Origin of the sequence: Shewanella algicola (genome assembly GCF_014648035.1) — a bacterium.
GTDB lineage: Bacteria > Pseudomonadota > Gammaproteobacteria > Enterobacterales > Shewanellaceae > Shewanella > Shewanella algicola.
Genome location: NZ_BMQI01000004.1, coordinates 93,724 through 106,263, shown reverse-complemented (window position 1 = coordinate 106,263; position 12,540 = coordinate 93,724). Strand labels below are relative to the sequence as shown.

General features: G+C 41.5%; 10 protein-coding genes. 6 read left to right on the top strand and 4 right to left on the bottom strand.

From position 1 onward, the window contains the following. Window positions 1–21 precede the first annotated feature (21 nt). The 3 genes from deoA (at window position 22) to deoD (ending at window position 3,396) form a co-directional block, all read left to right on the top strand. Entirely contained in the window at window positions 22–1,353 is a 1,332-nt protein-coding gene (gene deoA, locus IEY42_RS03175; protein WP_188923903.1) for a thymidine phosphorylase, read from the top strand. Between the two features lie 11 nt (window positions 1,354–1,364). After that, window positions 1,365–2,582: a phosphopentomutase gene (locus tag IEY42_RS03170; protein WP_188923902.1), complete on the top strand. Its 1,218-nt coding sequence runs from the start codon at window positions 1,365–1,367 to the stop codon at window positions 2,580–2,582. A gap of 103 nt (window positions 2,583–2,685) precedes the next feature. Continuing rightward, window positions 2,686–3,396, top strand: a complete 711-nt coding sequence (deoD, locus tag IEY42_RS03165) for a purine-nucleoside phosphorylase (RefSeq protein WP_188923901.1) — start codon at window positions 2,686–2,688, stop codon at window positions 3,394–3,396. Between the two features lie 68 nt (window positions 3,397–3,464). Here deoD and IEY42_RS03160 read toward each other — a convergent pair whose 3' ends face one another. After that, complete coding sequence (locus IEY42_RS03160) at window positions 3,465–4,151, bottom strand: AhpA/YtjB family protein (protein WP_188923900.1); 687 nt, start codon at window positions 4,149–4,151, stop codon at window positions 3,465–3,467. 163 nt (window positions 4,152–4,314) lie between these two features. Here IEY42_RS03160 and serB point away from each other — a divergent pair, with 163 nt between their 5' ends. After that, on the top strand, window positions 4,315–5,301 hold the full coding sequence (gene serB / locus IEY42_RS03155; RefSeq protein WP_188923899.1) for a phosphoserine phosphatase SerB: 987 nt from the start codon (window positions 4,315–4,317) through the stop codon (window positions 5,299–5,301). A gap of 104 nt (window positions 5,302–5,405) precedes the next feature. Next, the gene (locus tag IEY42_RS03150; protein WP_188923929.1) at window positions 5,406–6,314 is read left to right on the top strand and encodes an alpha/beta fold hydrolase; all 909 of its coding nucleotides are present in this window, start codon (window positions 5,406–5,408) and stop codon (window positions 6,312–6,314) included. 9 nt (window positions 6,315–6,323) lie between these two features. On the opposite strand, the gene IEY42_RS03145 is transcribed toward IEY42_RS03150, so the two are convergent. After that, window positions 6,324–8,717: a PilZ domain-containing protein gene (locus IEY42_RS03145; RefSeq protein WP_188923898.1), complete on the bottom strand. Its 2,394-nt coding sequence runs from the start codon at window positions 8,715–8,717 to the stop codon at window positions 6,324–6,326. Between the two features lie 469 nt (window positions 8,718–9,186). Between IEY42_RS03145 and radA the strand changes: the two genes are divergently transcribed. Continuing rightward, complete coding sequence (radA, locus tag IEY42_RS03140; protein ID WP_188923897.1) at window positions 9,187–10,566, top strand: DNA repair protein RadA; 1,380 nt, start codon at window positions 9,187–9,189, stop codon at window positions 10,564–10,566. 103 nt (window positions 10,567–10,669) lie between these two features. Here the strand turns inward: radA and IEY42_RS03135 are convergent, their stop codons facing one another. Next, complete coding sequence (locus IEY42_RS03135; RefSeq protein ID WP_188923896.1) at window positions 10,670–11,035, bottom strand: PilZ domain-containing protein; 366 nt, start codon at window positions 11,033–11,035, stop codon at window positions 10,670–10,672. Window positions 11,036–11,202: 167 nt separating this feature from the next. Next, window positions 11,203–12,480 (bottom strand): YjiH family protein, encoded by a 1,278-nt coding sequence (locus IEY42_RS03130; RefSeq protein ID WP_188923928.1) that lies wholly within the window; start codon window positions 12,478–12,480, stop codon window positions 11,203–11,205. Window positions 12,481–12,540: the final 60 nt, after the last annotated feature.

Below are 12,540 nucleotides of genomic sequence, written 5' to 3'. Positions count from 1 at the left end.
TTGCCTAAAGGGGGATGTATTATGTTTCTTGCTCAAGAGATTATCCGTAAAAAACGCAACGGCGAAGCGCTAAGCACAGCCGAAATCCAATTCTTTGTTAATGGCATTACTCACAATACCGTATCTGAAGGTCAGATTGCGGCATTTGGTATGGCAGTTTATTTCCAGGACATGAATATGGATGAACGTATCGCACTAACAAGTGCCATGCGTGATTCTGGTACTGTATTAAATTGGGATGCATTACGAGTAGACGGCCCTATTATTGATAAGCACAGTACTGGTGGCGTAGGAGATGTTATTAGCCTGATGCTTGGCCCTATGGCAGCAGCTTGTGGTGGTTATGTACCCATGATTTCTGGACGTGGTTTAGGCCATACCGGTGGTACACTCGACAAATTTGATGCCATTCCTGGTTACCAAACTGAGCCATCTAGTGAGTTATTTCGCAAAGTGGTAAAAGAGGCTGGTGTGGCTATTATCGGCCAAACTGGCGATCTCGTGCCTGCTGATAAACGCTTTTATTCTATTCGTGATAACACTGCTACTGTTGAGTCTATCCCGCTTATTACCGCTTCTATTTTATCGAAAAAATTGGCAGCAGGTCTTGATGCGCTAGCCATGGATGTCAAAGTCGGTAGCGGTGCATTTATGCCTACTTACGAAGCGTCTGAAGAATTAGCTCGCAGTATTACCGCCGTTGCTAATGGCGCGGGTACTAAAACTACTGCATTACTGACAGACATGAACCAAGTATTGGCTTCTTGTGCGGGTAATGCGGTTGAAGTGCGCGAAGCTATTCAGTTTTTAACTGGTCAATACCGTAACCCACGTTTATATGCTGTCACTATGGGCTTATGTGCTGAAATGCTTGTTTTGGGCGGTATTGCACAAAACGAAGCCGATGCTCGTAATAAACTAAATACTGTATTAGATAATGGTAAAGCAGCTGAAGCATTTGCTAAAATGGTCTCTGGTTTAGGCGGTCCAACTGATTTTGTTGAGGCTTATGACAAGTATCTGCCTCATGCGAAGATTATTCGTCCAGTTTATGCCAATACTTCCGGCTTTGCTTACCAAATGGATACCCGCGAGCTTGGTTTAGCCGTTGTCACGTTAGGTGGTGGACGTCGCAAACCGGGTGACGCGCTTGATTATAGTGTCGGATTAACTCAAGTTTGTGCATTGGGTCAAGAAGTTAACAAAGATGTCCCGTTAGCGATGATCCATGCTCAATCTGAAGACGCCTTTGCAGAAGCTGCTGCGGCAGTTCAACAAGCAATCGTGGTGAGTGATAACGCGCCTGAAAAGACGCCTGAAATTTATCGCTACATTCGCGCTTCAGATTTATAAAGGAAAACACAATGAAACGTACTTTTATTTTAATGCTAGATTCTTTTGGCCTGGGGGCTGCTACCGATGCTGAAAAATTTGGTGATGTCGGTTCTGATACTTTTGGCCACATTGCTCAGGCGTGTGCAGAAGGCAAGGCTGATGTAGGCCGTCAAGGACCTTTAAAGCTGCCTAACTTAGCTAAGTTAGGTTTGGGTCATGCAGGCTTTGAGAGCACGGGTAAATTTGCTGATGGCTTTAATGCTGATGTAGAAGTGATTGGTGCTTACGGCCATGCAGACGAGCTCAGTTCTGGTAAAGATACTCCAAGTGGTCACTGGGAGATGGCGGGTGTACCTGTTCTGTATGAATGGGGTTACTTCAGTGACTTAACCAACTCTTTCCCGAAAGAGCTGACAGATAAAATTCTTAAACGTGCTGGCTTAGACGGGTTTTTAGGTAACTGTCATGCATCTGGTACCCAAATTCTTGAAGAGCTTGGCGAAGAGCACATGAAAACAGGTAAGCCTATTTTCTACACCTCTGCTGACTCGGTATTTCAAGTGGCATGCCATGAAGAAACATTCGGTATAGAAAACCTGTACAACTTATGCAAAATTGCTCGCGAAGAACTTGAGCCTTATAACATCGGCCGTGTTATTGCGCGTCCTTTTGTTGGTACTGGCCCTGCAGATTTTGCTCGTACTGGTAATCGACATGACTATGCGGTATTACCCCCAGCACCTACTATTTTAGATAAAATGAAAGACGCCGGCGGTGAAGTGGTTAGTATTGGTAAAATTGCTGACATTTATGCCCACAGCGGTATTACGCAAAAGTTTAAAGCGACAGGATTAGAAGAGTTATTTGACGAAACATTAGCGCAAATCAAACGCGCAGGTGATAACACCATCGTGTTTACTAACTTTGTTGATTTCGACTCTCATTATGGCCACCGTCGTGACACTGCCGGTTATGCTAAAGCATTAGAGTACTTTGATTCTCGTTTACCTGAACTTTTTGCGATTTTACAGCCAGACGATTTGGTTGTGTTTACCGCAGATCACGGCTGCGATCCGACTTGGGTAGGGACAGAACACACTCGTGAACGTGTACCAGTATTAGCTTATGGAGCAGGTTTACCTGCAGGTTCATTAGGCCGTCGTCAGTCATTTGCTGATATCGGCCAGTCTATTGCGAGCTACTTTAAGCTAGAACCAATGAATTATGGTGAATCTTTTATTAATTAGTCACATTTTCAAACGACGGTTCTATATATAGTTCAATGTGTTTGCTAAACTGTCGATATTATTAAAGCAAGATCAAATAAAATAGAAACATAGGGGTTATAACATGGCTACACCACATATTAATGCTGTAGAAGGTGCTTTTGCTGAAACTGTACTGTTTCCAGGCGATCCATTACGTGCAAAATACATTGCTGAAACATTTTTAGAAAATGTTGAGCAAGTAACAGATGTTCGTAACATGCTAGGTTTTACGGGTACCTATAAAGGTAAGCGTATTTCTGTAATGGGCAGCGGCATGGGTATTCCATCTTGTTCAATCTATGCTCATGAGCTTATCAAAGACTACGGTGTTAAAAACTTAATCCGTGTTGGTACTTGTGGCGCTATTAGCACTGACGTAAAAGTACGTGACGTGATCATTGGTATGGGTGCTTGCACTGACTCTAAAGTAAACCGTTTACGTTTTAAAGATAATGATTTTGCAGCAATTGCAGACTTTAGCTTAATGAGCGCAGTGGTCGATTCTGCTAAAACTCACGGCACTAAAATCCGTGTAGGTAACGTTTTCTCAGCTGACCTATTTTACACTCCAGATCCACAGATGTTTGACGTGATGGAAAAAATGGGTGTATTAGGCGTTGAAATGGAAGCGGCAGGTTTATACGGCGTAGCACATGAATTAGGTGCTAAAGCATTATGTGTTGTGACTGTATCTGACCACATCCGTACTGGTGAAAAAACCACTTCTGATGAGCGTCAAACTACCTTCAACGACATGATCGTGATGACTTTAGATGCAGCATTAACACTGTAATCTATAACGTTATATTAAAAAGGGGTGCTCATTGAGCGCCCCTTTTTTTATCTCCAGCGTGCAGCACCTCAGGTGAGGGGCTTTTTATCTACAGTATCATTTTCTGTTTGCGTAGACTCCGCAACCAAGGCAACTCTCTTTGGTTTTTTGCGCAGTTTAGCCCGTGTTTTGCGGCGGTCGAAATCAGCTCGCTTAAATGATAGCGAACGAGATAACAACAAGCCAATAAAGCCAGCAACGATTAACATCATTTGCTGAAGCTCCATGTTTTGTTCGTGCAAAATTTTAATCTCGTCAAAAAAGATATCCAAGTTTAGGCGTACCTCAACATAACCGAGATTGTTGTCATCTTGGATCACATTTTCGATTAATGGTGGGTAAGGTTTCAATAAACCTTTTAATGCTTCTGAGTCTGCTTCTAGCTGCTCAAATGACACACTTTGAGCAAAGGCTAGCCTAACGCCTTGCGAATTATAAATATTCACTGACATAACTTTAGGATCAGCGGCTAATGCAGACGCTAACCATTGAAGTTGTTCGTCATTTTGTAAATACATAGCGGGTGCTGCGCCATTAGCAGCCTGTTGTGCGAGTAAGCGAGCCATCACTTTAGTTTGCGAGTTAAGTAAGTTTTGACCATTTCGCAAACTGGCTTGCCATAAATGTATCAGACCAAAAATCAGTGATATAGCGATAATAATTTGTATTATCCGGCTGAATTTTTGTCTTTTCTTTAGACCTTTAACAAAAATCACTTTAATCCTCAGTGTTTTTTCTATTTAATTGAAGGCTGTTTTGGGTTGTCTAGTGGTGAATAAAAGGTACAGCGACAATTCAATTTTAAGAAAATCATCAAAAAGCTATACTAATCGAAATTTTTGTCAGTAGATAGTCGTAACATACCAAGAGGCCGGGTTGATGCAACAAACGCATGATAATGTTTTACTTAATTGGTTATTTTCAGAGACTTGTGAGACTTATCAACATCAAGGTCGTATTTTATACCGCTATGAAGAGTCTGAATATGTATTGGAGTTGCAATCTCATTTGCCTTACCGATGTCGTGTTATTTTTAGTGTTGAAGCAACTGCGGAAATTGAATCCTGGCTAGCGTTGATACCAACGGGGGCTCATATTGCTGAGCTTAAGAGGCAAAACGATTTACGCGGGTTTGAGGTTGCCACTCAAAGTGTGAGTGACGAGTGGATAATGTCTTTTCCGCAACAGGTCAGCGCTGAAATCGTGCTTGTACAACAACCTTTGGCGCAGCTTAATGTGCCGGGGTTATTAGTGATGGACATGGATTCCACAGCAATAACAATTGAGTGTATTGATGAATTGGCAGCCATGGCAGGCGTTGGTAAAGATGTTGCGGCGGTAACCGCCCGTGCGATGCGTGGCGAGCTAGATTTTGAGGCATCACTTAGAGAACGTGTTGCCAAATTAGCGGGCGCAGATGAGGGGATCATTCAATCGCTATGTGACTCTTTACCGTTAATGCCAGGGATTGAGTCTATGATTGCTGAGCTTAAGTCGCATCAGTGGAAATTAGTGGTGGCCTCTGGTGGTTTTACGCCTTTTGTTGGTCATCTAAAACACTTGCTCGATTTAGATGCAGCTTATGCCAATGAGTTAGTGATTAAAGAGGGTAAGCTGATTGGTGAAGTCACGGGTGAGGTCGTAGATGCACAGTATAAAGCTAATGTGATTGCAAAAAGTGCAAAGCGATGGTCAATAGCGGCTGGGCAGTGTGTTGCCATTGGTGATGGCGCAAATGACATTCCAATGATCCAAGCGGCCGACCTTGGTTTGGCATTTCATGCAAAGCCTAAACTTATTGCGGCGGCTGATGCGGCGATTCAACGCTTAGATTTACGTGCTTTAGTGTTTTGTTTACAAGCTTAAAATTTATTATTTACGTTAATTTTTAACGTTTTTACTCTAGATAAGTTGTATTTCATGGTAGTAATGATAGCTTAACCCCACAATTGATTTGAATATTGCCTATTTTGACAACTGCCATTTTACAACATTCATTGTTTATTCCTTATCGTGAAGGTCATCTTCACGTAAGGCATATTCACCCTCAAGCTCCCCATGGGGCGACGATTCCTATTTTGATGCTGCATGGTGCCATGTCCAATGGTCGTGTTTTTTACAGCGAGTCGGGGCGTGGGTTAGCGTGCTATTTAGCTAATGCAGGTTTTGACGTATATATCATGGATACAGCTGGGCGAGGCTTAAGCGAGCCCAAAATTCACCGAGATTTTAAGCTGGGTCAAGGTGAGGTCATTCGTGAGCAATTGCCATTAGTGCAGCAATTTATATTGCAACGTCACCCACTCGTTAACCAGGTACATTGGTGTGCTCATTCATGGGGTGGAGTATTAATGGCCAGCTGCTTAGTACGTTATGTTGCTTTGCAAACGAGTGTTGCATCTTTGCTAACATTTGGCTCTAAACGAACCATTAGGGTTAAGTCACTCAAAAAGTGGTTAATGGTCGACTTTTTTTGGAATCGCTTGGCGCCTTTTTTTGTTCAAAGACAAGGCTATCTAGATGCCAACCGTTTACGTGTTGGTATGGACAACGAAAGTCGTGCCTCATTATTGCAAACCATCGATTGGGTAAAGGGCGAGTGGGTCGATCACGACGATGACTTTGATTATGCAAGTGCAGCAAGGCAAACCCAATGGCCAACAAGCTGGTTTATTGCCGGTAAAAACGATCGAGTATTGGGTAACCCATCTGATGTGCGTGATATGATTGCTGAATGTGGCTTTAAGCAAGTGAAATACACTTTATTGTCTAAAGCGCAGGGAAACTTATTTGATTATGACCACGCAGGAATGTTAACTAATAAGCAAGCAGAACAAGATCATTTTATCGCAATTAAGCAGTGGTATTTAGCCTTATAAGGCAAGTGGCTATTTAGGTTTGCTGACCATGACTAGGCTGGGGTAACGTATTTCGACTTCGGCAGTAATATCGAGTAACTCACCAGAACCGATGACTTTCCATAGCTGCTCTTCAAGTTGTTTTGCACGATGATTAGCATGAATATGGATATACTCTAATTCGCGGCGAATATAACTCATATCAGGTTTGTCTGTGGCGCCGCGATACACTCGCAGTGCCATAAAACGACCCACTTTTTTACTTTGCTGAATAAATTGTATTTGATTGTCTCTGCCGCCTAATTCCGATTTGAGTATGCATTTGATTTGCACTGCTCCCCTTGCTTGGCGGATGAGCTGAATAAACACCTCAAAAAAGTCCATATCGTGGCTAGGTTTCATTGATTTGATTGGATCGATTATTTGTTGTTTTAATACGTTGTTATCAAGTAACGGTCGTAAATTATATTGCAGTACTTGGTCCGAGTCTTGGGCAAACAAATGGCTTATTTCATCTGTGGTCGTGCCAATGCCAATGTAGGCCATCTGTGCTGATTTAACTGTTTTTTCAATAAAATAAGGTACACCCGGCAGCTGACGCATAAACAAGTTTTTAAGTCCGTCGGCTAACTCTTTAAGTTGCCCCTCATTATCTGATAACTGTTCTAGTTTTTGTTTATTATGTGCAATCAGTTTATTTAAAAACTCAACGCCATCATGTGGTGTATGCCCTATCAATGCACTTAAATGCAATGTTTGACCGTTCATACGGCTGCGAATGAGTTGATAAGGTAAATGAGTTAAATTGGCTTTGCCGGAAGCGGCTTGTAAGCGAGGAAAAGACAACATAACTTGAGCGGGTTCGGTAAAGTCGACGCTTTCTTCTAAAATAAGCTGTAAGCCTCGGCTTGAAATATCATGGGTGACACCATTGGTTTTCTTCTCACCTTGTTCAATCGTTACAAGGGTTTTAAATGCAAAACGTGCTTCGTGACGACGCTCACTAAATGGCATCGATACTTTTTTAATACTGTGCCGCTTAACCTTGGCTTGCGCAAAAATCTTTAGCCCATTCACGTCAGCTTTATTAAACCAGCTTTGGTAGTCCTTACGGACATTTTCGTTGGTTAAGTCGATTAGTTGCAGAGTATGGCTAAATTGCGCTAATTGTTGCTCTGTTAGGGCACTATATCGTGCATCGTCACCTGGTAGAGTCGATGTTTTGTAGTTTTTGCCGTGATCAATGGTTTGCGCAACAACTTTAAATACTCGCCAACTGGCTTTGGTTGAAGCAAAACCTAAAAATAAATGAAGGTTTTTAGTCGCTTTTAACTCTGCTAATGATGCTGAGTAAAAGTGCAATTTCCCTTGTGCGTGGTGAGTAAATGAAAACAGCAAACAGTGGTCAATGTCATTGGTGCTTTTTAAGATTTGAGTTAATCGTCGGTTATTTAAAAAATTAGGTAACTGACTGATCTCATTCTCATCTTGAAAATAGTGTTGTATGGGCTGGTTACCACGCCCTAATAATTCATAAGCAATATGTGGTATGTCGTCTTTGACACTGATATACAAAGGGAGGTGGGTTAATAGGGGTAAGTAATGCCGCTCATAACCTAGCCCTGTTGCAGTCACAATGACATCATTAACATCCACTTTGTAACGAAACTTAAAGCTTCGAATAACCTTGCTAATCACTTTGTCGAGTGCTTCACCACCGCCAAGACGTTTAAGTCGTAAAACCGCGTTGCCGTCTTTATTTTGGATATCAACAATTTGATAATCAACGCCATGCTGAAGTTCATCGACAAAAAATTCTTCGCTCAGTTCGAGTAATTTGAGCTTAAGCGGCTTGTCTTGATCTAAGTGATGCTTTAAAGGGAGTTTTATCCGAGCGCCGCCAACAGAAAGATCTAAGGTCACGCCATTGACTTCAGGTACGCCTTGTTGAGTCACCGCAATACGAATGCTGTAATTCATTCGTTCTTCACAGCGGTTAAAGTAACTACCCAGTACCACGCCTGGGACTAAATAAGGGTTGTCTTCTGAGATAAGCTCTTCGGGTTCAATATTACGAAGTTTTAAACGGCGTAATTTATGTGCTTTAACCACTTGTTCGTAAACACCAAGTGTATATTTATTACGATATAAGGGAAGAGCATTAATGAGCGACTCTTTAGCTGGCTCATCAAGAAAGTGCCTTTGATTGGCTATGACGACTTCTTCACACGGTAATTCTGTTTTGTCGCGTAAATCAATAATACGAGTACATTGCGATGAAATTCTATTTAATTCCATTTTGAGTAGGAATCGGGTGGAGTTTGATTCATCCACAGTCAACTGCTCGAAGATTTCCTGAAAATCAGGTTCCATCAACAAGGGCTTCAGTTGTTCAATTAATGCACTGTGATTATCTAAACTCATTTATATTATCGTTTTATCGTAAGTCGGGTTGATATTTATCGGCAAGAACATACTGTTCTTTATGATATTTTTATAATTATGCATGACCAATCTACAATTGATAAGCTAATATGATGCAAAAGTAAATGAATAAAAGTCATCAAAAAGTGTGAGTGCGAAATTAATATCTATTTCATCGCCTCTGCCACATTATACTAAGTGGTTGTTTTTGCTTTTATCGCTTAACCGTATGTCAGTGTGAACAAGATTGTTATTTTTGGCAAGGTTCAAACAATATATCTTCGCTATAAACTTCATTTAATTGATTATTTATATACGTTATCTCAGTTTTTGTTTCGGTAGTGCAGTGATAGGATAATAGTCTGGATCTTATTACTGGCTTATCGTGCCACGGTTAATCGCGACGCAAAATCAACCTTAGGTTAAATTTTTAAAATACTAAACATTAGAGTAAATGATAGGAAGTAACATGGCTAAAGCTCCAAAAATGGCATTTGTGTGTGACGATTGTGGTATGGATTATCCGCGTTGGCAGGGACAATGTCGTTGTGGTGCCTGGAATACCTTAGTTGAGGTGCGCCTATCTGCCGCTAAAACGTCAGCATCTCGTCCTGCAGTATTAGGTTATGCCGGTGCGGCGGGTGGCGGGGCCAAAAAACTTAATGAAGTCGAGTCCGTTGAAGCGGAAAAAAGGTTGACGGGTATAGGCGAGTTAGACCGGGTACTCAGTGGCGGCTTGACGACAGGTTCTGTGAATATCATTTCTGGCGATCCAGGTGCGGGTAAAACCACTTTACTGTCGGATCTTGTTGCGCGGATGTCGCAGTCGACAGCATCGTTATACTGTACTGCAGAAGAATCTTTATCTCAGTTTAAAAACCGGGTAAATCGCTTAAAACTGAATTATAACGAAGACAATTTATACCTGTTATCGGAAACCAGTGTTGAGTCAATTATCGAAGAGTTAGAAGCCAAACAAATTAAGTTTGCGGTGATTGACTCAATTCAAGCAGTGGTAACCGACAATGCTAATGGTAGCCCCGGTTCGCCTTCGCAAGTTAAAACAGCGGCGCAAGCTTTTACCCAATATTGTAAGAAAAACAACGTCACTATGTTTATCATTGCCCATGTGAATAAAAATAATGAAATCGCAGGGCCGCAAACCCTAGTGCACATTGTCGATTCGTTGTTGCATATTGATACCAATGACGGCCAAATCCGTACCTTAAGGGCCAATAAAAACCGTTTTGGTGATGTAGATACCGTGGGAATTTTCCGCATGAGCGAGCGTGGTATGGTGAGTGTTGATAACCCTAGCGAGATATTTTTGTCTGGCTCTACAACGGACTCACCTGGCTCTACCATTACTTGTATCCGTAAAGGTAACCGCAACTTATTATTGGAGATCCAATGTTTAACCACTGAAACCGAGTCAGAATTTCCGCAACGTGTTTGCGTGGGTTTGAATATGAATCGGATTAAAATGTTAACCGGTATTTTACGTAAACACACCAAGACTAAAATTTTCCATGATACGTTTTTTAATATTGTCGGAGGTTTAAAGATTGATGAGTCTGAAACTTGTATCGATCTAGCATTAGTGACGGCATTATTGAGCAGTTTAAATGACTTTGTGGTGCCAAGAACGACCTGCATTATGGGAGAACTGAGCTTAAATGGTGATGTGAGGCCTATCGACAGCGGCGTGCCGAGAGTGAAAGAGGCGGCGCAACATGGTTTTACTGAGATATTTATTCCGTTTCGTAATTACCATAAATCAATGGAAGGGTTAGGCGCTAAAATTACTCCAGTTAAAACGATTCATGAGTTACTTGAGCTGATAAATTAGTTTTTGTCCTGATCTGAAAAGGCAAACCACTAGGTTTGCCTTTTTCGTTTAACAACATGTAAAAACGACGGTAATCATCATTAACAATAACGACTCATTATCCTTAGGGGGCAGGTGTAATCAACGAGGATAGTTCACGATCGAGTAATTCAGCATCGCCCATGTTCAATTCAATAATTCGGCGTAAATGGGTAATGCTATCAACATCGATATGGGTACATTTTAACCCCAAGTGTTCTTGAGTTTTGTGCACGATAGCGGCTTCCATTTGCAGTTCAATATCAGACTCTGGCAGTACAAATGCCAGCGTTAAAATGGTATTTAGTTGTCCTGTGTAACCTTCAGGTAATTCAACCAGTGCGCCATTAAGGCTTAAATCTAAAATTTTGGTACGCCAAGCTTGCTCCGTTTGTGCTAAATGTGCGCTGGCAGCAAAAAAGATACGAGAAAATTTGCGTCTGTCATCCATTGGGTACCCTTAATGCGTTTAATGATAACGAGTTATTGCTTGCAACCATTGAGTATGTTGTTGCTTAAGCATACTCGAAATTTATTTTTTTCGCTGAGTTTTTAAGCTAAAAAAAGGAGCGCATTGCGCTCCTTATGGGGTAAGTCACAAATATAGCCAGTATTTATTTATACGAGCAAATGTCCCATGAGTGCAATAACAGGTAGCGTGACCAATGTGCGCAAGATAAAGATGACAAACAGTTCAAAAAAGTTAACTGGAATTTTACTGCCAATCAATAAAGCACCCACTTCACTCATGTAAATTAACTGCGTTACAGATAACGCGGCAATCACAAAACGGGTTAAGTCAGACTCAATCGAACTGGCGAGAATAGAAGGGATAAACATATCCGCAAAACCAACCACAATGGTTTTAGAGGCTTCACTCGCTTCCGGAATTTGCAGTAACTCTAGTAAAGGAATAAATGGCATACCAAGGTAGTTAAACAATGGTGTGTGCTCTGCCAACACTAATGCCACGGTACCAATGGCCATGACAACCGGTATCACTCCAAATATCATGTCAACAACGTTTTTAACGCCTTCAACTAATACTTGCTTAACACCACCCACGGCCGATGCACGTTGCATTGCTTGTTCAAATCCCCAAGACATAACACCGTGATTTCCAGGTACGCTTTCGTCATCTTCATGACGTGGCGTGTTATCAATATAGGTGTCTTTTTTCCATGACAGTGGTGGTAATTTGGGCACAATGATCGCCGCGACAATACCAGCTAAACAAACGGTTAAGTAAAACGGCACAAATAAGTGTTCAAGTTTGACTTGCGAAATAACCACTAAACTAAATGTAATCGATACCGCTGAGAATGTGGTACCAATAACCGCCGCTTCTCTTTCAGTATAAAAGCGGGTTTCATACTGTTTATTGGTCATTAAAATACCAACGCTACCATCACCTAACCATGAAGCCATACAGTCAATGGCACTGCGGCCGGGTAAATTAAAAATGGGTCGCATGATTTTGGTCAATAAGGTGCCAAAAAACTCAAGTAATCCAAAGTTAAGTAATAATGGTAAAAGCATCCCAGCAAAAATAAACACTGAAAATAATACCGGTACTAAGTCGTTTAATACTAAGCCACCCGTAGCTGAAGAGGTGATAGCCTCTGGGCCTATTTGCAAATAAACCATGACAATAAATATCGCCCCAAGTACCCGAGTGGTTAGCCAAAACAGATTGACTTTTAATAGAGTACGCAAGAAGTGATTTTTGCGAATAAATTGCGGGTTAAGCAGTTTTGTCAGTACAGACGCGATAGCCATTAACACTACGATGGCTGTTACGATTAACTGAATCGTACTGCCCATTTGAGATTGCAATGCTTTTGAAACGATAGCTATCGGAATGGTGATAGCACCGTCAATGCTGATAGGGGTCATAAATAGCAGTAGACCAATCAGGGACGGAATAATAAAAGTCAGTATTGTTTTAAGATTATA